This window comes from Nocardia sp. CA-128927, assembly GCF_050955855.1.
Classification (GTDB): Bacteria; Actinomycetota; Actinomycetes; order Mycobacteriales; family Mycobacteriaceae; genus Nocardia.
The window spans coordinates 6,039,156-6,061,751 of sequence record NZ_CP192087.1 but is presented as its reverse complement, the minus strand read 5'-3'; the positions used below and the strand labels follow the sequence as shown (position 1 = coordinate 6,061,751).

Genomic DNA, 22,596 nt, shown 5'->3' with positions numbered 1-22,596 from the left:
GCGGTGTGCCGGGACGGGTATGCATGCCGTCTGAAACATGAATTATCCAGTGGGAGAGAGTGAATGCTTCGGACGCTCGTCAACGGGAAGATCCACCGCGCGACGGTCACCCAGGCCGATCTGCACTACGTCGGCTCGGTCACCATCGATGCCGACCTGATGCGAGCGAGTGATCTGGTCGAGGGCGAACAGGTGCACATCGTCGATGTCACCAACGGCGCCCGCCTGCAGACCTACGTGATCACCGGCCCCGCGGGCTCCGGCGTGATCGGCATCAACGGCGCCGCGGCACACCTGGTGCACCCGGGCGACCTGGTGATCATCATGTCCTTCCTGCAACTCGATGCCGCCGAGCTGGTGGCGCATCAGCCGAAGGTCGTGCACGTCGACGCGGACAACCGGATCGTCGCGCTCGGCAATGACCCGGCGGAGCCGGTGCCGGGTGCGCTCGGCCAGCTCTCGTCCCGCTGAGCCCACCGCTAGACCGAACGAGGAGAACGAGGAACGCATGTCCGAAGAAGCCACGACCGTCATCGACCGGGTGTCGGTGATCGCCGATATCGCTGCCGCACTGGGGATTTCCCCGGATGAGCTCACCGAGGAGACGAACCTCCTCGATGCCGGTCTGGATTCGGTACGGCTGATGTCGCTGGTCGAGCGGTGGCGGGCGGGCGGTGCGCCGCAGGCCGACTTCGTCACGCTGGCGTCCGAGCCGGTCCTCGGCGTGTGGCTGGACGTCATAGCCCCCTGACCGTTTGTCCGCCAACCGCGGTTGTCCGCCGCCGCTGGTGACCCCGATGTGGTGCCCCGATCGGCGGCCCACCGAGTTCGATGATGAGGAAAGCGAATGGGCGTAGTCGAGAAGGTTGACGTGGTTGTCGTCGGCGGTGGGCCCGGTGGCTCTACCGTCGCGACTTTGCTGGCGCAGAGCGGGCGATCCGTTGTCCTGCTGGAGCAGGAGCAGTTCCCGCGGTACCAGATCGGTGAATCATTGCTGCCCGCAACAATTCACGGCGTGTGCCGCCTGCTCGGGGTGGAGCAGGAGATCGAAGCGGCCGGCTTCATGCACAAGCGTGGCGGCAGCTTCCGCTGGGGAACCAGTCCGGTGCCGTGGAACTTCCTGTTCGCCATTTCGCCCGAGTTCTCGGGTCCGTCGTCGTTCGCCTACCAGGTGGAGCGGATGAAGTTCGACGAGATCCTGCTGCGGCACTCGGCGAAGTCCGGGGTGGACGTTCGCGAACAGGCCAAGGTCACCGACGTGATCAAGGATGGCGCCGGTCGGGTCATCGGGGTGGACTACACCGACGCCGCGGGTGTCGCCCATCGGGTCGAGGCGCAGTACGTGGTGGATGCCAGCGGCAACAAGACCCGGCTCACCAAACACAGTGGGGCCGAGCGTGTTTACGCTGACTTCTTCCAGAACGTCGCGCTGTTCGGCTACTTCAACGGTGGAAAGCGTTTGCCCGCACCGGATTCGGGCAACATCCTGTGCGCGGCGTTCGACGAGGGCTGGATGTGGTACATCCCGCTGACCGACGAACTGACCAGCGTCGGCGCGGTCATCGCCAAGGAACACGCCGCCAAGGTGCAGGGTGATCAGGAGGAAGCGTTGCGGCGCTTCATCGGCCGCTGCGGGATCGTCGACGACATGCTCGCCGACGCGACCCGGGTGACCGAGGGCACCTACGGCGAGATCCGCACCCGCAAGGACTACTCCTACGCCAACACCAAGTTCTGGGGCAACGGCATGGTGCTGGTCGGTGATGCCGCGTGCTTCATCGACCCGGTGTTCTCCACCGGTGTCCACTTGGCCACGTATTCCGCTGTGCTGGCGGCGCGTTCGATCAACAGCGTGCTCTCCGGTGAGCTCACCGAGGAACGTGCCTTCGGCGAGTTCGAGGGCCGCTACCGGCGCGAGTACGCGGTGTTCTACGAGTTCCTGTCCGCGTTCTACGACATGGAACAGTCCGAGGACTCGTACTTCTGGCGGGCCCGCAAGGTCACCAAGATGGACCGCGACGATATGGCCGCGTTCGTTTCGCTGGTCGCCGGTGGCTTCTCCGGTGAGAACGCGCTCACCGACCCGGACGCGATCATCGGCAAGTTCGCCGCATCGACCGACGCACTCACCGCCGCCGCCGTGAAAACCGGTGGCATGGATACCGATTCGGGCCAGCGGATGAAGCATCTGTTCGGCACGACCGTTGTCCGCGAGGTGATGGAAGAGATGAACGCGCTGCAGGCGCGCGGTGCGACCGGTGCCGCGACGGTGGAGCCGCCGTTGCTCGACGGCGGCCTGGTGCCCTCGGCCGACGGATTGTCCTGGGCCGAACCGGTTTCGGTGTCCAGCTGACGATGAATCGCACGTCGCCGCGTAAGTTCGCCATCGATCTGACGCCATTACGGACCAGTCGGGAGTTCCGCACGCTGTTCGTGGCGCGGACCATTTCGGTGTTCGGTATCGGATTCCTGATGGTGGCCTTGCCGATTCAGGTCTACGGCCTGACCGGCTCGACCGCGCGGGTGGCCACCATCGCCACCGTGATCGGTGTCTCCGCGTTCGGCGGCACCCTGATCGGTGGCGCATTGGCCGATCACTTCGACCGGCGCACCGTGATCGTGCTGGCGCGTGGCAGTGCCACGGTCGGTTTCGCGGTACTCGCCGTGAACGCGATGTTGCCGTCGCCGCAGCTGTGGCTGATCTTCGTCGCGGGCATCATCGACGGTGTCGCCGGTGGTGTGTCCTCGACGGCCCTGGTCGCGGCGACGCCCGGGCTGATTCCGCGCGACAAGCTGGCGGCGGCCGGTGCGCTGATGGCACTGACCGTCGACCTCGGTTCGATGGTCGCGCCCGCGCTGGGCGGTGTGCTCATCGCCTGGGCCGATGTGACGGTCAACTTCTGGTTCGCCGCGGCCGCCAGCCTGGTGACCACGGTGCTCATCGCCCGCCTCGATCCGATGCCCGCGCGGCGCACACACACCGAATCACCGTTGCGGGCCATCGTTTCCGGGTTCAGCTTCGCGTTCGGCCATCCGGTGACCGGCGGTGCGCTGCTGGTCGGCTTCGTCACCATGCTGCTGTCGGGTTGGTCGGTGCTGGTGCCGGAGTACGTCGCCGAAGTGCTGCACGGTGGTTCGGCCACCGCGGGGCTGCTGTTCGCCGCGCCCGCGGTCGGCGCGGTGCTCGGTTCGCTCACCTCAGGGTGGACCGGCAGTATCCGCCGTGGCGGCCAGGTCATCTTCGCCGCGACGCTGGTATCCGCGGCCGGGATGGCGGGCGCCGGACTGTTCGGCGTCACCGCGGTGGCGTTCCTCGGCCTGCTCGCGCACGGCGCGGGCCGGGTGGTCGGCGATATCGCGCGATTCGCGGTGGTGCAGGCGCACACTCCGGACGAGTACCGCGGCCGGGTGTCGGGGGTGTGGACGGCGCAGATCACCGTCGCCGCTGCCGCGGGCGCGGTCGTCGCCGGTGTGGTGTCGGGTTTCGTGCCGGTCCGCCAGGTCTTCGTGGTTTACGGCGCGGTGGGCTGTGTGGTCACCGTGGCGCTGTGGTTGCTGCTGGCGACTCTGCGGCGGCTCGACAGCCGCGATCCGGTCGCGGTAGAGCCGGGATAGTCTCGCCGAGTCACAACAATCTGGCGAGTCACAACAACAAACACGAAACAGCCCGCACCCGTGAGGGTGCGGGCTGTTTCGCGTTTCAGAGATCCCAGTCCGCTTCGAACTCGTCGATCTCGTCCTGGGTGAGCCCGCTGACAACAGTGTCGGACGGTGTCAGCTCGACGGCGTTGCTCTTGCCGAGGTAAGTAGACAGTCCATCCAACGCGCGCAACCAGTTTCGGTGTAGCTCCGCGACGGTGTCGGCGGCCAGCAGGTCGGCGGGCCAGGACCATTCCGCACGGATGACGTTGCCCGTCTCGTGCGGGACCGTCACCGCAGTGATGACCAGGGCGTGGCTGCACGGCATCGACGGGTCTCGGCGAACCTGCAAGGGACGATCCGGATCGACGGGTGTCCACGGGTCCGGATCGGCAGTGCCGGTACCCCGTTTACCGAGGTAGTTGAACAGCACCTCGGCGCGCGCTTCGGCAAGGCGGGCAGCGGGATCGAACTCGCGCAGGATGCCGTAGCCGATGCCGTTGTCGGGCGCGGCGCGCAGGCTTTCCTTGGTGAGCTTGAGCGCACTACCCGCCGCGGCGCCACCGAGCAGCGCCTCGGCCAGGTCCACATCGCGCAGATCGACCCGCACCGGATAGCGGCTGGTGAACCAGCCGACGGTGCGGGAAAGCTCGACGCCCTCGGTGATCGTCTCCTCGCGGCCGTGGCCTTCGACCTCGAAGACGAAGCCCGCGCCGCCGTGCGCGGTGACCGCGACGGCCAGCGCGAGTGCGGCGACCAGACCGTCCTGCACGCCCGCATTGAATCGGCGGGGCAGTTCGGTCAGCAGCGGCTCGGCTGTGTCGGCCGGGATATCGACGGTCCGGATCTGCGCGGTGGCCACCAGATCGCGCCGCTCGTCCAGTGCCCGCGCGGCAAGCGTCTGCGTGCCGTCGCGGTGTGCGGTTTCCTGCCAGTAGCGCAGCTGGTTGTCGATATGCCCGGTGCGCCCGAGCTCGTGCAGCGACTGCGCCCAGCGCCGGTACGACGTAGGTACCGGCGCCAGCCGGATCGGTGCGCCCACCGCCGCGAGTTCGTATGCGGCGCAAAGATCGTCCAGCAGCACCCGCCACGAGACGCCGTCGACGACGACGCGGTGGATCAGCACGGCGATCCGGGGTAGCGCACCGGATCGGTAGCGCACCAAGACCGTTCGCACGACTGCTCCGGTGGCGAGGTCGAGCTCGTCGGCCAGCCGATCGAGCAGGTGCTGTTCGTCGCCCGGCGCGTCGAGCAGCTGCTCGGAAACCGTTGCCGCGTAATCGACTTCCTCGGGTGCGGCGACCGACAGCATGTCCCCATGCCGCCGGGTCCGCAGCATGTCGTGCGTATCCATCAGTGCGGCAACAGCTTCGGCGAGGGTGGTCAGCTGGACCGTGGCGGGCGCGTTGAGCACCATCGAATGCGAGAAGCGGTCGAGCGGTCCGCCGTGGGCGAGCGCCCCTGCGATGATCGGGGTATGCGGAATCTCCCCGATGCCGTACCCCGCGGGTTCGGCCACTGTTGATGTCGACGCCGCTAGCCTGCCCCGTACCGCGAGCGCCGCGGGCGTGCGGCATTCGAACACATCCCGCGGCGTGGTGCCGAGGCCGAGTTGTTTGAGGCGAGCGGACAAGCGGATCGAGACGATGCTGTCCCCGCCGAGGTTGAAGAAATCGTCGTCCGGACCGACCGCGGCCAAGTCGAGGATATCGGCGAAGGCCAGGCAGATATCGCGCACCAGCTCGTCGGCGATCGGCGCGCCGCCCGACCCTCGGGTCGGCTGCGGCTCCGGCAGGGCGGCCCGGTCGACTTTCCCGTTGGGGCCCAACGGAAGTTCCGCGATCCCGACGAACGCCGCCGGAATCATGTAGTCGGGCAGCACATCCGCCAGCGTGCGCCGCAACGCGTCGATGACCTGCGCGTCCCATTCGGTGTCGCGGCGCACCAGGTACGCCACCAACCGCCGGGAGCCGTTGCTGCCGGTGCGCACGTCCGCGACCACCCGGTCGGCGTCGATCTGCTCGGCGACCGCGGACTCCACCTCGCCGAGTTCGACGCGGAAGCCGCGGATCTGCACCTGATCGTCGGCGCGGCCGATGAAGTCGAGCTGACCGTCCGGCCGCCAGCGCACCAGATCCCCGGTCCGGTACAGCCTTTCGCCGGCACCGTAGGGATTCGCGATGAACCGCTGCGCGGTCAGGCCGTGCCGCTCGTGGTAGCCGCGCGCCAGTTGCGGGCCGCCGATGTAGAGCTCGCCGGGGTGGCCGATCCCGCACGGCGCCAGCAGCGCGTCGAGCACGTAGAGCCTGCCGCCGTAGGTCGGACGGCCGATCGTTGGCGTCGGCGCGTCGGCGGCCACCGCGAAGCCGGAATCGACGCTGGCCTCGGTCGGGCCGTACAGATTGAACGCGGTCAGCGCGGTGTCCTGGTGCAGGCGTGTCCAGAAGCCGCTCGGCACCGCCTCGCCGCCGACCGCGAGCCGGTCCGGGCGATGCTGCCCGGCCGCGAGCAGGCCGTGGTCGAGATACTGTTCCATCAGTACCGGCACCGCGTCGATGTAGTCGATCCGGTGTGCGCGTACGTATGCCACGACGGCGGCCGCGTCGAGCGCGGCGTCGCGCCCGAGGGCGTGCAGTTCGTTGCCGTCGAGCATCCACATCAGTGGGCCGATCGAGGAATCGAAGGCGAAGCTGTAGGTGCTGAGCACCCGCAGCGGCCGCCGCGCCGCGGTGTCGATCGTGTAATGGCGATGGGAGCGAAGGAGATTGCGCGGACCCCGGTGCGCGACGACGACACCCTTCGGGCGTCCGGTCGACCCGGAGGTGTAGATGACATAGGCGCTGCTGTCCGGGAGCACCGGACCGCCGCGGTCCGCGGACAGCACCGGTTCCGCCGACAGGTCGGCGAGGTCGCCCTCGATATCGGCGCGGGTGAGCACCGCCGCCGCGGCGGAATCGTCGAGGATATGGCGGACCCGTTCGGTGGGGTAGGCCGGATCGACCGGCACGTATGCGGCGCCCGCCTTCCAGGTCGCCAGGATCGCCACGACCATGGCGGTACTGCTCGCCAGGTGCAGCGCGACTCGATCCTCGACCCGCACGCCGTCGCGAATCAGCTTGCGGGCCAGCCGGTTCGACCGCTGGTCGAGTTCGGCGAAGCTCAGCGACTCGCCCGCTACGGTGATCGCGGTGGCCTGCGGCCGATCCCGCGCGGTGGCCGCGAACACCTCGATCAGGGTCGCGTCGTCGGCGGGGCCCACCTCGGCGCCGCTCCACCGGTCGCGCAGCAGCGCGAGTTCCTCGGGCGCGGCCAGCGGCAGGGCGCGCACGGTGTCGCGGGACCGTGCCGGTGCGACGAACGCCCGCATGAACCGGCGGATCGATTGGAGGTGCCGGTCGAGCTCGTCGGCAGTGTAGCGGTCGGCGTCGGCGTCGCATTGCACCCGCAGATCGCCGTCGGGGGTCGCCGAGATGGTGGCCGAGAGATCCTGGACCGGTCCGCGGCACAGCGACCGGATCGTCGCCCGCAGCGGGCCGAAGCGGACCTCGTCGCCGAACGGTTTGACGTTGACCACCGGCCCGATCCGGTCGGTGAATCCGCCGGCCAGGCGGGTACCGTCGCCGATCGGGGTGCCGCGGAACCGTTGGTGCGGTTTGATCGCGGCCATCGCCGCGTCGGCCTGCCGAACCAGCTCGTCGGGCCGGGCCGACGGATCGATGTGCAGCGCCAGCGGCAGCAGGTTGACGTTCATCGTCGGTATCCGGGCCGCCACCGAGCCGAGGCGATTCATCACCGGGTAGCCGACGGTGATCTCACGGCGCGCGGTGTGCTTGGCCACATAGGCGGCGAACGCGGCGATCGCCACCGTGCCCCATGCGGTGCCGGTCTCCTCGGCGAGCCGATTGGCGTCGGCGAATGCGTCGGTGCCAAGGGTGATTTCGGCGGTGCGGGCGCGCTGAGCCAGTCGTTCGGCGCCCGGCTGGAGCACCACGCCCGGCCCGATCGACCGCAGCTGCTCGGCCCAGAAGTCGGCGTCGGCGCGATGCTGCGGCGAGTCCAGGTACTGCTGCTCCTCGTCGAGCAGTTCGCGCAGATCCGTGAAGCCGCCGCGTGGTTCGCGGCCCGCGGCGAGTGCCGTATAGATCAACCCGGCCCGCCGGAACAGCAGGTTCACCCCGTAGCCGTCGAGCAGCACATGGTGGCTGCGCAGGTACCACAGGTGTCGATCGGGTGCGAGCCGAATCAGCTCCTGCCGCAACGTCGGACCGGTGGCGACATCGTGCAGGGCGGCGACATCGGCGGCGACCAAGCGGGCGAACGCGGCCGCCGGGTCGGCCTCGGCGGACAGATCGAGGAGTGCGCCGAGCGGGCCGATCGGCGTACCGGGCTGCTGGCCGAACCGTTCCGCACCGGGGTCGACGCGCATCGACAGGCAGGTCGCTTCGGCAAGGGTGCGTTCGGCGGCCCGGCGGAACACGGCGAGGTCGAGCTCGCCCTCGATCTCTACGGCGGTGGCGATATTGAAGATCGGGTTGGCCGGTTGTAGCTGCTGGGCGAACCAGATCGCGCTCTGACCGCTCGACAGCGGTAGTCGATCGGTCATGACGGTGTTGGTCATCGGGACAGCTCACGTTCTAGCTCGAGGCCGTAGCCGTCCACGGCGGCTCGGTCCAGCAGCTGGTGGTGCGTGGTATCGACGTCGACTATCCGGACCCGGCCGTCGACGAATTCGTCCCACTGGTGGGCATTTTCGGCGGTGAGCGTCCGGCCGCGCGGTGCCGCGGCGGTGGCCCGCACGAACAACACATCGCCGCGGTAGGTCGGATACTGCGCGGCGACCATCACCTCGAGGCTCCAGACGCTGGTGCGAATGACGGCCTCGAGGGTCGAGGTTTCGAAGTCGGCCAGGAAGTTCGCCGACCCGCGGATCCGCTCGACGGCGTCGGCGATCGACAGCCTGCCGAGATCATCAGGGGCAACGGCCATTCCGAGCGACAGCAAGGCCGCGGCGGCCGGGGCCATCTCCGTTCTGCGCTCCACGTACCGCCGGGGTGGCTCGGCGGCCGAATCGAGCATGACCACTGCCGGAACACTGAGACCGCGCGCCTGAAGTTCGGCCGCGACCGCCAGTGCGACGTTGCCGCCGAACGACCAGCCGACCAGGCGGTAGCGCTCGGCGGGTGCGGTCGCGACGAGCAGATCGGCATACTCGCGGGCCAGCTCGCGCAGATCGGTGGACACATCCTGTTCGCCCGCGATGAACGGTGCCTGGATCGCGAACACCGGGGAGGCTTCGGGCAGGTAGCGGGTCAATTGTGTGTATTGCCAACCCAATCCGGCACCAGGGGGCAGGCAGCACACCGGGTCACCACCGGTGCCCAGACGCAGGGTCAGGATCGGTGCGGTCATCTTCGCGTGGTCACCGGAGTCCTGGCGGTCGAGCTTCGCGGCCAGCGCCGCGGGACTGGGATGGGTGAACAGCTCGGCGATCGGGACATCCAGCCCGAGCCGATCGCGCAGGGCCCGGCGCAAGGTCATGATCAGCAGGGAATGCCCGCCGAGGTCGAAGAAGCTGTCCTCGACGCCGGTCGGCCGCCCGAGCACGTCGGCGAAGACGTCGCAAAGCTGTTGTTCGCGTTGCGATTCCGGTTCGCGCCCACCCGCGCCGACGGGTTCGGCGACCGGCAACGCCGCGATATCGAGCTTGCCGTTCACCGTCATCGGAATCGTCGCGATAGCGGCGACCGCCGCCGGAACCATGTACGCGGGCAACAGATCAGCGAGCTGCCCGCGCACCGTCCCGGTGGTCTCCGGCGCGGCATCGGGGGCGAGCACGACGTAGGCCAGCAGCCGGGTGGCGGACTCGGACTTGTCCGCGATCACCACGGCCCGCTCGATGCCGGCCAATCGGGTGATGGCCGAGGCGATCTCGTTGGGCTCGACCCGGTAGCCGCGAACCTTGACCTGATCGTCGCCGCGGCCGTGGAATTCGAGATTGCCCGCCGGGTCGAGCCGGACCAGGTCGCCGGTCCGATACATCCGTCCGCCGGGCACCGCGGGGTCGGCGACGAAACGGTCGGCGGTCAACCCGGCACGATCGAGATAGCCACGGGCCAAACCTATTCCGCTGACATACAACTCGCCGATCTGCCCCGCCGCTACCGGTCGCAGCCAGCTGTCGAGCAGGTAGGCGTCGGTGTTGAAGATAGGGCGTCCGACGGTCGGCGTGGCACTGTCCGCGGTGCCGCCGCCCAGGGTGTTGATGGTGTACTCGGTCGGGCCGTACAGGTTGTAACCGTAGGTGGAGTCGGTGTCGCGCAACTGATTCCACACACCGTCACCGACCGCTTCGCCGCCGAGCAGGACCAGTGCCGGGCGATGCCGTCCGTCGCCCTGCTCGAGCAACCCCTCGGTGATGAGGTGTTCGGCGTAGGTCGGGGTGACATTGATGACGTCGACCTGGTGCGCGTCGCAGTAGCGGACCAGCTCGACCGGGTCACGGCGCAGCTGCTCGTCGCAGATGTGCACGGTGTGCCCGAAGGCGAGCCAGAGCAGCTCCTCCCAGGACATGTCGAAGGCGAACGAGACGGTGTGTGCGATGTTCAGTTGCCGCCCACCGGCGAGTTCGATTGCCGGAGCGAAGATTTCGCGCATGTGGTTGAGCTGCATATTGGTCAGCCCGGCATACGGTGTCACCACGCCCTTCGGTGCGCCGGTCGAGCCGGAGGTGAAGATGACGTAGGCGGGATAGTCCAGCCGGGCCGGGTTGGTCCTGGCGAATGCGCCGAGTTCGGCATCGGTCAACGGTGCCGGATCGGCGGTGGCGACCTGGGCCCGCACCGGCGTGCCGTCCAGTACGAGGATCGGCACCGCGCGGTCGGCGAAGCGGCGTGCGGTGGCGGTGGTGGCCACCACGACCACCGGTGCGGCGGCGTCGAGGATGGTGAGCAGCCGCTCGTCGGGGTGTTCGAGTTCGAGCGGCACGTAACCCGCGCCGGTGCGCAGCACCGCGAACAGTGCGACGACCATCTCGATGGTGCGCGGGATCGCCAGCGCCACAAAGGCTTCCGGACATGCTCCGGCGGATTTCAGTACCCGCGCGAGGCGATTGATCTCGGCGTCGAGTTCGGCGAAGGTGAGCCGCCGCTCGCCGAGTACCAGCGCATCGGCCTGCGGCGTCGCGAGTGCTTGCGCCGCGAGCAGATCGGCGATGCTGTCGGTGCCGACCGGGCACGCGTGCCCGCGCAGCACCGCACCGCGGATGCCGCCGACCTCCAGCCTGGCCAGCGGCACGGTCATGGCCTGCTCGTTCGTCGCGATCAGGGTCAGCAGGCCGAGGAACTCGTCGAGGAAGCCCTGGGCCTGGTCGGCGTCGATCAGGTCGGGGCGGGACTCGAGTTTTACGGTCAGCCTCGGCCCCGGCGTGACGACCAGGTTGAGCGGATAGTGCGTGTAGTCGAGGGAGGTGCTGCCGATGACGCCGTATTCGGCGCCGAGTTCGCTGTCGGCGATGAAATTCTGCAGCACGAACAGCACGTCGAACAGCAGACGGTGGCCCGCGGCCTCGGTGATCTGGGCCAGCGGCAGGTACTCGTACTCCATCCGGTCCAGCCGCTCGAGTCCGGTCTTGGCGAGCAGCTCGGCCAAGGTGGCGGACGGCTGCAGGAGTACCCGCACCGGGACGGTATTGAGGAACATGCCGATGGAGCTGTCGATGTCGGCGATCTCCGGCGGGCGCCCTGCGACGGTATTGCCGAAGACGATGTCGCCGCGCCCCAGATAGCGCGAAATCGTCAGTGCCAGCACGGCATTGAGCACGGTGTTGAGCGTGACCGCATGCTGCCTGGCCCGTTGCTCCAGCGCGTCGGTATCGGCGGCGGACAGCGTCGTCCTGCGCACCTGCGGCATGACCCGCACGTCCAAGGGCGCGTTCGGGCGGACCAGACACGGCTCGGTGAGATCGGCGAAGGATGAACGCCAGTACTCGCGCGCCGTCGCGATGTCCCGGGCGTGCAGCCAGCTCAGGTACTCGGGGAAGGCGAGATGCGGGCTGGTGTCCTGCGTGAGATCGGTGTAGTACGAAAGCAATTGGCTGATGAACGGCCCGTTCGACCAGCCGTCCCACAGCAGGAACTGCCGGTTGATCGCGAGCACGTCGCCGGCGCCGGTGCGGTGAATCAGCAGCGCGCGCCACAGCGGCGGCCGGGCCAGATCGAAGCCGGTCGCGCGATCGCGCGTCAACGCGTCGTCGAGCGCGCGGGCGCATTCGTCGACGCCGAGGTGCGACAGGTCCAGCACGCTCAGTGGCACTTCCGATGCGTGCGCGATGATCTGCACCGGGTCGGACCGGCCGCCGTCCACGACACCGGCGCGTAGGCTCGGGTGCCTGCGCAGCAATGCGGCGAAGGCGCCGCGCAAGGTCTCGGCGTCGAGTTCGCGGTCGAACTCGAGGCTGAACTGTGCGGTGTAGATATCGGCGGCCGCCGAGTCACCGGCGAAACGGGATTGGAAGTACAGACCCTGCTGCAGCGGCGACAGCGGCCAGATATCGTCCAGCAGTGCAGAACTGGCCGCCTGTACCGCGGTGACCTCGCCGACGGTCAGGTCGACGCGGGTGAGGTCGGCGGGCACCAGATTCACCTGGTTCGCCGGATCCGCCACCAGTTCGGCCAGCTGCTGGATCGCTCGCTCCCACGCGTCCGCGAACTCGCCGACGACATCGTGGGCGGTACCGGGGGCCGCGTCCAGGGTTACCGCGAGCCAGTGCTGATCGGCACTCTGTTCGAGGACTGCCACGAGCGAGAGCGGACTCGCCGATTGCGACGCGACCGGATCGACGGCCACGCCCAACGCGCTGTGGTCGACGATCTCGAGGGTGATATCGCCGATCGTGTTCGCGTCCAGCGCAAGTGAAGTCTGTGGGTTCAGGTGGCGCAGCAGCGCGTAGTCGACACCGGCCAGCGGCTGCGCGCGCAACTGCTGGCGCGCGTCGGCGAGCGCGAGGATTGCGTCGGTCTGCGGGGTCAGCGCGACCGGTGCCACCACCTGGAATCGGCCGACCAGCCCGGTCCGGTCGGTGGCCGAGGTGGCTCGGCCGTCGCGGACCAGATCGACGACGAGCGCCGCACCTCCCACGGTGTGCGCGGTGGCGATCGAGGTGGCCGCGAGCAGCGCGGATTCCAGCGGCACCGCGAGGGCAGCGAGATCGGCGGCGAACCGGTCGATCGGAATGCGCAGGCGGACCGGCGCCGGATCGTATTCGGCAGCCGGCACGTCGCCGAACGGCCGCGCCGACGCCGCGCTGATCTGCTGCCACTGTGGCAGTAGCGCAACAAGTTCGGGGTCGGCCGCGGTATCGGACGTCCACTGTGCGTAGTCGCGCAGGGTGCCTGGCACGGCCGCGATCTCGATCGGGTCTCCCCGCTCGGCTCGGCGCAGCGCGGTGCTCAGTTCGTCGAACATGACCGCCAGCGAGAACGGATCGGCGGCGAAGGGATGCACGGCCAGTGTGAGGGTCCCCGGCTGGTCCGGGTCGCCGGTCAGCCAGTTCGCGGCCACCATGATCGCGTCCTCGGCGGACAGTCGCGCGCGTGGATCGTCCGCCGTCGCGGTGTGCAGCTCGGCGGTGATCGTGCCGACCGGCAGCACCTCGAGGTCCCACAGATCATCGACGATGGCGGTGGCGCGCAAGCGCAGTGCGTCGTGGCGGTCGACGAGCGCCTGGACGGCGGTGTGGATCGCGCGTTCGCCGAGCCCGGGTGGCGTCGGCACCCGCAGGGTCAGCATTTCGTCGAGACCCGGTGCCCGGCCGCCACTTCGGCGCAACAGATCTTCGACACCGGGCAATGGTGCCAGCGGCCCGTGCGCCGGGTGGGTCGGTGCGATCGCGGCGCGAAGGTCTGTCGGATTCTGCGTCAATTCTCCACTTCCGTTCAGCTGCCCGCGGTGCACGCACCGCGGGCAGCGCGGCACCGCGCTGTCGCAGAATTCGGTCGCGCGGTGCCACAGGTCGGTCGATTCAGTGCCGGATCAGGCTGCGGGGGTGAACTTCTGCAGCGCCGCCCGCATGTCTTCGAGCTGCATGTTCGCGGCTTCGAAGGTGTAGGTGTACGGCGTGCGAAGCGGGAACAGGTTGCCCGCCTTGACCGCGGGCAGCGCCTTGAACACCGGCGAATCGAACAGCGCCCGGGTGCGCGCGGTCGGCTGCCCCTGGATGTCGGCCTCGTAGAAGATGGCGTTCGCGGTGGCCAGGCGTGGGATGTCTTCCATCGAGATCGGCTGCTGGTAGCGGGCAGGCTGCGGATCCGCGCCGGCCCAGTAACTGAATCCGGCCTTGCTCAGCCGCTCGTGCACCAGCGACTTGCTGGTCGCGATCTGGAAGTTGCCCGCCTGCGCGGAACCTTCGGCATAGACCACCTGTCCGACCTTGGCCAGCTTGTCCTTGTTGGTCGCCGCGATATCGGCCCAGGACTTATCCAGGTCGGCGAGCCGCTGCGTGGCGTCCGAGCTCTTGCCGAGTACGTCGGCCACCTTCGGGTAGTTCGTCCAGGCCGCGGTCGGTTCGGCGGCTTCCAGGGCGACAGTTGGTGCGATGTCCTGCAGGGCTTTGAGATCCAGGTTCTTCATGTTCGGCCGGACCATGGTGACGATCAGGTCCGGGTTCAGCTCGACGATCTTCTCGAGATTCACCGCGGTCTCGGGGCCGCCGACCGTGGGCACGTCCTTGACCTTCGCCAAGGCGCTCGGGCTCGCGTTGTTCTTCCCGTCGTCGAACATGCCGACCGGGGTGACGCCGATATCGATCGCAAGGGTGCCGACCAGCCAACCCGTCACCACGCGCTTGGGCTGGGTGGGGATCGTGACATCGCCGAGCACCGTGCCCGAGACGACGCGCGTCGCGGAGCTGGAGCTCGGCGAATCGGATCCGGAATCGCTACCGCAACCGGCGATCAGACCGGTGACCGCCAGCACGGCGACCAGCGCACGAGCGCTAGGACCGAAGCGGATACGGGGAACAGCAAACCTACTCATGTCTCTTCCTTCATGCCATCAAATAAGGTTAGGCTTATCTAACCCGAAATCGTTGCCTTTGTCAGATTCGTCGTCTCCAGCAGTGCCTGGGCCCACAGTTCGGCGATGGTCGCCAGCTCGCCATGTCGAATGACCTTCGGCAGGAAGGTGAACCGCGCGCGCAGCACCGTCTTCGTCCCGGCCGACTCGGCGCGGACATGGATTTCGAGCGGATAGTCGACCGCGAGGTCGGCGTTCGGTGCCACCGAGACCGCGCGTGATTCGGGGGCCACTCGCCAGTCCTGCGCCGCACCGAACTCCACTCGGCCCAGGTAGTTGAACAACACCTGCGGGCGGGGGAGGGCAGCGAGAATGCGGGCGGTGCGGGGGTTTTCGTACCGGAGCATGCCGAACCCGATACCGCCGTCGGGTGCCGCCGCCATGGCCGCCGCGGTCGCGAACACGGCGGTGTCGGTGTCCTCGTGTGCGGGCAACCGCACCGGAGTGACGTTGGCGAGCCAGCCGACGGTCCGGGTGAGATCCAGGCCGTCCAGCCCGTCCCGGCCGTGCCGCTCCACATCGACGACCAGCGGGTGATCCGCACTACCCGCGTGGACGCGCCAGCGGGTGATCGCGATGCGCAAGGCCGCGAGCAGCAGATCGGGGGTGGGTATCGGGCGGGCGGGTGCGAGCACGGCCGCCGTGACCTCGGCGCCGATCTCGACATCGAGCTGTGACAGATCACCCATGGTGCCCGAATTGTACTGTCCGGCAATGAGATCCGCGCCCGGCGCGAGAACCTCGCGCCAATGCGTGAGTTCGCGCAGCCGCTGTGGCGATTGTGCCTGCGCGACAAGGGCTTGCGCGTAGCTGCGCAGTGACACCGGGACCGGATCGAGCGGGGCGCCGGAGCTACCCGCGTGGGCCAGATCCTCGAGCAGAATCCGCCAGGACGCACCGTCGACCACCAGCTGGTGCGCGACGATGATGAGGAAACCGCTAGCGGTGGCGCCCTGGTCGACACGGACGAACTGCACGACGATGCCCGATTCGGGATCGAGCCGGTCGGCGGCGGCATCGGCGAGGTCGGTCAGCGTGTCCGAAATCGGTGCCGTCCCCGCCGCGGTCGCATCCTGCACCAGATTCTCGATCGGTACGGTGCCTGCCGGGTCGGTGCGCAATGTCCACACCTGCTCCTGCACGCGCGTCGATCGCAGGCGCAAGGCATCGTGGCGGGACACCAGCGCGGTGACGATCGAATGCACCGTTGTCAGATCCGTCGCGGGTGGAATGCTAACCACCACAGTGTGATTCAGCCGTTTGCTCGAACCGTGCCGCTGGGCCAGCTTGCTGACGATCGGGGTGAGCGGTACGTCGCCGACGGTGTCGTCGTGGGCGATCTCGCGCGCCACCGTCGCGGCAGCCGCCATCGCGCGCACCGTCCGGTTCTCGAACACCTCCCGGGCGGAGAGCTCCAGACCGCGTTTGCGGAGGCGGCCGACGAGGCTGAGCGCGACGATGCTGTCACCGCCGAGTGCGAAGAAGTCGCCGTCCGGGCCGACGTTCTCGACGCCGGTGATTTCGGAAACCGCCTGTGCCACCAGGGTTTCCCGCTCGTCCATCGGTCCGGTCTCGGTGGTCGCGGCCGGTTCCGGGGTCAGCGCGGCCAACGCGTTACGGTCCAATTTGCCATGGGCCGTCACCGGGAGATCGTCGACGACCAGTACCGCGGCCGGGACCATATGCGCCGGTAGCGTGCGGGCCAGCTCGGCGGTGATCTCCGAGACATCGAGGGCGCCTTCCACCGGCACCGCGTAGCCAACGATGTTATGCCGACCCGTGGCGTAGGTGTGCACCAGCGCCGCCGCCTGCGCGATACCGGGGAAGTCGAGTAACGCGGTTTCGATCTCACCGAGCTCGATGCGCTGCCCGCGGATCTTGACCTGGTTATCACCACGACCGGCGTACTCGAGCACCCCTGACGGGTTCCAGCGCCCGATATCGCCGGTGCGGTACAGCCGAGATCCATTCGTCGCGAACGGATTCGCCACGAAATGTGTCGAGGTCAGTGCGGGACGTCCCAGGTAGCCGCGCGCGAGCTGCACGCCGCCGAGATAGATATCGCCGTACCCGCCGACCGGCAGCGGCGCCAGATCTCGGTCCAGCACGTAGATCTGGGTGTTCCAGATCGGGGCGCCGATCGGGACCACCGTGTCGTTGCTCGGCAGCACCTGTGCCGCGGTGACTTGGACCGTGGCTTCGGTGGGGCCGTAGAGGTTGTGCAACTGTGCGGTGAGCCGTTCGTGGAACCGGTCACGCAGGGCTGGGCTCAGCGCCTCGCCGATGCACAGGACCCGAGTGAGATCGGGCAGTGGTTCTGCGGCGAGGGCGGGTTCGGCGAGGAACGCGCCGAGCATGGAGGGGACGAACTGCACAGTGCTCACCCGAGTCCGGCGGATCAGGTCCATCAGATAGGCCGGATCGCGATGCCCGTCGGGCTCGGCGATCACGACGGTCGCTCCGGCGATCAACGGCCAGAACAACTCCCAGGTCGAGACGTCGAAGGTGACCGGTGTCTTGTGCAGCACGCGCTCATCTGGTCGAAGGTCGTACTCGTCCTGCATCCACAGCATGGAATTGACGATGGCGGTGTGGGACACCACGACGCCCTTGGGTCGTCCGGTTGAACCGGACGTGTAGAGCACATAGGCCGCTTTGGACGGCGAATGAGTGGTCACCGCGGCAGTATTGTCGTGGGTGCGTGCTCGTGCCGCGCTCTCGCCCCTGGCCTTGCCGGTGCTGTCGACGAGTAGCAGTTCGATATCGCCGGTGGGCGACTGTTCGGTGCTCGGCCGGTCGGTATCGGCGTCCAGCGGTCGGTCGGTGACGAGCAGGCTCGGCCTGGCATCCTCGAACAGATACCTGAGGCGTTCGGCGGGGTAGGCACGGTCCACCGGAAGGTACGCGGCGCCACAGCGGTGCACCGCGAGAACGGCGACGAACAGCGCGAACGAACGGTCAAGTGCCACCGCGACGATGTCATCGGCGCCGATCCCGCGTGCTCCGATCTCCTCGGCCAGGACAGCGACCGCGCTGTCCAATTCTCGATAGGTGAGCTGGTCGTCACCGAACGTCAGTGCGGTCCGGTCGGCGTGGATCAGGCAGCTGCGGGCGATGAGGTCGGACAGATTCAGGCTCGGGTCGACCTCGGCGTGGGTGTTGTTCCAGCCGTGCAGGATTCGACTGCGCTCTGGCGGCGCGGTCACCGATACCGAACGCAGTGCGGCGCCGGGATCGGCCGTGACCGCGTCGATGACGAGCAGTAGGCGATCAGCGAGCGTTCGGACAGCCGACGGGTCGAACAGCGCGGTCGAGTACTCGATCCGCGCGGAAATCCCCTGCCGGTCCGGCCTTTCCAGGAAATCGAAGGTCAAGTCGAACTTGGCCGACCGGACCGCGGGCGGCCGCACCTCGGCGGTGAGGCCCGCGAAATCGGGCATGGTGAGCTGTTGGCGGTACTGGACCATCGTCTGGAACAACGGTGTGCGCCCCGCGAGTCGCGGCTGGCCGATCAAATCGACGACGACGTCGAACGGTAGGTCCTGGTTGTCGAACGCCGCCAGATCGGCACTCCGGACGCGTCGCAGCACCTCGGTGAAGTCGGGGTCGCCACTCAGATCCAGGCGCAAGGCGACGGTGTTGGTGAACAGTCCGACGATGGACTCCATCCCCGCGCTGCCGCGACCGGACACCGGCGTGCCGACGACGATGTCGCGACCACCGGTCGTCTTCGCGAGCAGCACCGCAAGCAGCGCGTGCACCACCATGAACGCGGTGGTGCCGGTATCGCGGCCGAGCCGGGCGAGCGCATCGGTCCGGGCGGCATCGATACGGAATTCGACTGTGTCGCCGGTGAAGTCGGGCTGATCGGGCCGCGGCCGATCGAACGGCAGGCCGATCTCCTCGGGTGCACCGGCCAGGGTGTGTACCCAGAACTCCCGTTGCGCGCGGAGCGGATCGTCGTCGGTGCCTGCCACGAGCTCCCGTTGCCAGACAGCGTAATCGGCGTAGTCGGGGGAGGGCGGTTGCCATGACGGTGCGCCGCCGAGTATCCGCTCGCGATAGGCGATGGTCAGGTCGCGGAAGATGATCGGCACGGACCACTCGTCGCCTGCGACGTGATGGATACCGATCAGCAACGTATGCCGGTCCGGCCCGGTGCGCAGCAGCGTGGCGCGGAAGGGCGGCTCGGTCTGCAGTCGGAACGGTTGTGCGGCAAGCTGTTCCACGTCCTGCACGACGGTGTCGAGGGTGCTGTGCACATGTCCGAGCTCGACGGCCTGTCCGGGGGCAAGGATGCGTTGGACCGGTTCGCCGTCGGTTTCGACGATGAGGGTGCGCAGCGCGGCATGCCGGTCCGCGAGATCGGTCAAGGCCGCGGCGAGACAGCCGATGTCCAGTTGCCCGGTCAGGTCGAGGACGAACGACAGGTTGTAGGCCGCCGACCCGCCGACGATCTGCTCCACCGCCCAGAGTCGGCGCTGACCATAGGAGAGGGCAACGGTCGGTCCGTGCGTCCGGGCCAGCAGCGGTGGCAGGCTCGGTGCGGCGCTCGTATCGGACGCCAGCTGGTCGGCGAGTTCCGCGACGGTGGGGTGGTCGAAGATCATCCGCACCGATATCGCACGGTTCAGCTCGGCCTGGACCCGCATGACGACGCGGGCCGCGAGCAGCGAATGTCCGCCGCGCGCGAAGAAGTCGGCTTCGACGCCGAAGTCCGCGACGTCGAGCACCTCGGCGATGATGCGCCACAGGGTGTGTTCGAGGTCGGTGCGTGGCGGTCGGGTCGACGCCACCGTCGCAGGCCGAGTGGTCAGCGCCCGCCGGTCCACCTTGCCGCCGGGTAGTCGCGGGATCTCCTCGATGATGTCCACCGCGGGCACTAGATACGCGGGCAGCCGATCTGCGAGGTTGCGGCGCACGGTGCCCGCGTCGAGGCCGTCGCCGACCACGAACGCCCGCAGCGCGACCGCACCCGTCGCATCGGTGGTGGCCACGGTCGCGCAGGCGCGCACGCCGGGGACGGTGGCCAGCGTCGCGTCCACCTCGCCGGGTTCGACCCGATTGCCGCGAATCTTGACCTGCTGATCGGCGCGGCCGTGGTACTCGAGCACGCCGTCGGCCCGCCAGCGCACCAAATCGCCGGTGGCATAACGCCGTTCACCACCGGAATGCGCCACGAAACGGGTTGCGGTGGCTCCCGGGTTGCGGTGATAGCCCCGGGCCACCTGCGGCCCACGCACGTACAGTTCACCCACCGCGCCCGGCGCGACCGGGCGCAGATACTGGTCCAGCACCTGGAGCTCGACACCGGGAACCGGTGCGCCGATGGCGACATCGCCCGGTGCGAGGTCGTGCCAGCTGACATCCCCGGCGACTTCGGAAGAACCGTAGGAGTTGATGATTCGGACGTCCGGGTTACCCGCGCGCAGCTGCGTCACGAGCGCCGGGTTGGTCGGTTCGCCGCTGAGAATCCAGGTCGACACCGCCTCGCGCAGCGACGGATGATGCGCGATCAGTTCGGTGGCCAGCGTCGGCACCGCGGTCAGCTGGGTGACTTGCTCGTCGAGCATGAGCCAGGCCAGTGCCCCGGTGTCGCGCAGTTCGGTGTCGGTGGCGATGACGACCACCGCGCCTGCGGCCAGTGCGCCGAGCAGTTCGGTGCTGCCGTCGATGAAGGCGAACGAGCTCTTGGCGAGCCGGATATCGGGTGTCGCCGAACTCCATTGCGCGACAGCCCAATCGATGCGCCGGTGCAAGGCCTCGCGGGTGCCGAGTACCCCCTTCGGGCGACCGGTCGAACCGGAGGTATAGACGAGGTACGCGGGGTGCCGCGGATCGAAGTCCGGAGTAGGCGGCTCGGCGGCATCCGGCGGCAGCTCGGCGGGCTGGATCGACGGAACATCGGTGTCGAGTGCGCCGATGACGAGCACCGGCGCACTGTCGGCGACGATGTGCGCGATGCGTTCGCGCGGGTAGCCGAGATCGATCGGGACGTATACCGCACCGACCTGAAGGGTCGCCAATATCGCTGCGGCGTAATGGAATCCGCGGGGCAGCGCGATCACCACGCGGTCCTCGGGACCAACGCCGCGGTCCCGCAGCTCGGCCGCGAGCCGGGCGGTGGCGACGGTGAGTTCGGCGTAGGTCCACTCCGTGCCGGCGCAGCGGATCGCCACCGCCGCCGGGTCGGCCGCGTGCGCGGCGACCGCGCCGGCCACCGTGCGGACCGCGTCGGGGGTGTCGTTACCGCGTTGCCAGCGCGCGAGGGCGGCGCGTTCGGTGCCGGTCCGCAAGTCGAGGTGCACCAGCGGTGTCTTCGGCTGCTCCGCGACGAGCTCCAGCAAGGCCTCGAATCTGGCTGCTATGACACCGATCTCGTCCTCGGTGAACACCGTCGGGTGGTAGAAGAGATGGATCGCGAGGGTGGGCGCGAGCATCACGGTGACGGTGAGCGGGTAGTGCGTGAAGCCGCGTGGCTGTACCGAGGTGATCTTCAGGCCCGCGTCCGCGGTGACCGCGTCGAGTGCCTCGCGGGAATCGGGGAAGTTCTCGAAAACCAGTAGCGTGTCGAAGAGTTCGCCATGTCCGGCCACCCGCTGGATCTCGGGCAGGCCGAGGTGTTGATGATCCATTGTCGCGGTGTTGGTTTCGTGCGTGCGACGGACGACATCGGCCAGGCTGTCCTGCGGCTGGGTCCGGACGCGCACCACCGCCGTGCCGAGGAACAGGCCGATCATCGACTCGATGCCGTCGAGTTCCGGGCTGCGTCCGGAGACGGTGGCGCCGAACAGGGTGTCGGTGGCATCGACGGCCTGACCGAGGACGAGACCCCATACCGCGGACATGATCGAGTTGACGGTGACGCCGAGGTCACGGGCGCGTTCACCGAGCCGGGACTCGATGTCGGCGGCAAGCTCGAGCGTATGTAGTTGCGGGGGAGCGGCTTTGCGCGTCGCACCGGCGGGCGCCAGCATGGTCGGCCCGGGTATCGCGTCCAGTGCCGTCTGCCAGGCCGCCAGGGCCCGCTCCTGGTCGTGGTCCTGTAGCCAGCGCAGGAAGTCCCGATACGGTCGCACCGTGGGGAGGGCGTCCTGGTCGGCGTTCATGTACAGCGTGAAGAGCTCACGCACGAACAGCGGATACGACCAGCCGTCGAGCAGGATGTGGTGATTGGTCAGCAGCAGGCGGAACCGGTCCGGGGCCAATGCCCCGAGGGTGAAGCGGATCAGCGGCGGGGTCGCCAAGTCGAAACGGTTGCCCAGGTCGGCCTCGAGGATCGCGGCCCATCTACGGTCCCGGGCAGCGCTATCCAAATCGCTGAGATCGATGAAGCGCCAAGGTATTTCGACATGTGAGGCGACCAATGCCACGGGCTCGCCGGACTTGCGGGCGCGGAAACAGGCCCGCACGTTCGGATGCCGGTCGAGCATCGCGTTCGCGGCGGCCCGCAGGCGTTCGCCGTCGAGCGGGCCGGTGATCTCGATGGTGGCTTGCATCGTATAGACGTCGAGGTCCGGGTCGAGCGTGCTGACGAACAGCAGCCCCTCCTGAAGCGGAGTCAGCGGCATGATGTCGACGATCCGGCTGCGCGGCTGCTCGGTCATGCTGCCGCACCACGCTGGAGCAGAGCGCTTCTCATATACATCCAGACCTTCCGATACGTGATCGATTCAGCAAAAGATTAGTTTAGGCTAACTTATCTCCGGCATCGGCTGGATCGGGTCGGCGTGGTGGTTCCGCCGACGGGACGCCCGTTGTGGCCGCGCCTCGCGGCCGGTCGGGACCCGGGTACTGGGGAAGTCTTGGGGATTCGACACATCCCACGAATATGGTTAGGCTTGCCTTGCCTACGTGCCTCGGCGGTATGCAGCTGTAGTCCGATTT

At 68.3% G+C, this 22,596-nt stretch carries 8 protein-coding genes; 4 read left to right on the top strand and 4 right to left on the bottom strand.

Going from position 1 to position 22,596, the window contains the following annotated elements; genetic code table 11:
* Window positions 1-63 precede the first annotated feature (63 nt).
* The 4 genes from panD (at window position 64) to entS (ending at window position 3,615) form a co-directional block, all read left to right on the top strand.
* Complete coding sequence (gene panD, locus ACQPW1_RS28370) at window positions 64-471, top strand: aspartate 1-decarboxylase (protein ID WP_433654681.1); 408 nt, start codon at window positions 64-66, stop codon at window positions 469-471.
* A gap of 37 nt (window positions 472-508) precedes the next feature.
* Window positions 509-751 (top strand): phosphopantetheine-binding protein, encoded by a 243-nt coding sequence (locus ACQPW1_RS28365; RefSeq protein ID WP_433654679.1) that lies wholly within the window; start codon window positions 509-511, stop codon window positions 749-751.
* A gap of 96 nt (window positions 752-847) precedes the next feature.
* Entirely contained in the window at window positions 848-2,353 is a 1,506-nt protein-coding gene (locus ACQPW1_RS28360; RefSeq protein WP_433654678.1) for a tryptophan 7-halogenase, read from the top strand.
* A gap of 2 nt (window positions 2,354-2,355) precedes the next feature.
* Complete coding sequence (gene entS, locus ACQPW1_RS28355; RefSeq protein WP_433654676.1) at window positions 2,356-3,615, top strand: enterobactin transporter EntS; 1,260 nt, start codon at window positions 2,356-2,358, stop codon at window positions 3,613-3,615.
* Between the two features lie 85 nt (window positions 3,616-3,700).
* On the opposite strand, the gene ACQPW1_RS28350 is transcribed toward entS, so the two are convergent.
* From ACQPW1_RS28350 to ACQPW1_RS28335, 4 genes are all read right to left on the bottom strand, one after another.
* Window positions 3,701-8,257, bottom strand: a complete 4,557-nt coding sequence (locus tag ACQPW1_RS28350; RefSeq protein ID WP_433654674.1) for an amino acid adenylation domain-containing protein — start codon at window positions 8,255-8,257, stop codon at window positions 3,701-3,703.
* On the bottom strand, window positions 8,254-13,557 hold the full coding sequence (locus tag ACQPW1_RS28345; protein WP_433654672.1) for an amino acid adenylation domain-containing protein: 5,304 nt from the start codon (window positions 13,555-13,557) through the stop codon (window positions 8,254-8,256). Before ACQPW1_RS28345 ends, ACQPW1_RS28350 begins: the two co-directional genes overlap by 4 nt.
* A gap of 111 nt (window positions 13,558-13,668) precedes the next feature.
* Window positions 13,669-14,670: an ABC transporter substrate-binding protein gene (locus ACQPW1_RS28340; protein ID WP_433654670.1), complete on the bottom strand. Its 1,002-nt coding sequence runs from the start codon at window positions 14,668-14,670 to the stop codon at window positions 13,669-13,671.
* A 38-nt stretch (window positions 14,671-14,708) separates the two neighbouring features.
* Window positions 14,709-22,316, bottom strand: coding sequence for an amino acid adenylation domain-containing protein (locus ACQPW1_RS28335; protein ID WP_433654668.1), 7,608 nt, complete (start codon window positions 22,314-22,316; stop codon window positions 14,709-14,711).
* Window positions 22,317-22,596 lie beyond the last annotated feature (280 nt).

Excerpts from the sequence above, each read along its gene's own strand:
- panD (WP_433654681.1), top strand. The coding sequence starts at position 64 with ATGCTTCGGACGCTCGTCAACGGGAAGATCCACCGCGCGACGGTCACC.
- entS (WP_433654676.1), top strand. The coding sequence starts at position 2,356 with ATGAATCGCACGTCGCCGCGTAAGTTCGCCATCGATCTGACGCCATTA.
- ACQPW1_RS28360 (WP_433654678.1), top strand. The coding sequence starts at position 848 with ATGGGCGTAGTCGAGAAGGTTGACGTGGTTGTCGTCGGCGGTGGGCCC.
- ACQPW1_RS28340 (WP_433654670.1), bottom strand. The coding sequence starts at position 14,670 with ATGAGTAGGTTTGCTGTTCCCCGTATCCGCTTCGGTCCTAGCGCTCGT.
- ACQPW1_RS28350 (WP_433654674.1), bottom strand. The coding sequence starts at position 8,257 with ATGACCAACACCGTCATGACCGATCGACTACCGCTGTCGAGCGGTCAG.
- ACQPW1_RS28335 (WP_433654668.1), bottom strand. The coding sequence starts at position 22,316 with ATGACCGAGCAGCCGCGCAGCCGGATCGTCGACATCATGCCGCTGACT.
- ACQPW1_RS28365 (WP_433654679.1), top strand. The coding sequence starts at position 509 with ATGTCCGAAGAAGCCACGACCGTCATCGACCGGGTGTCGGTGATCGCC.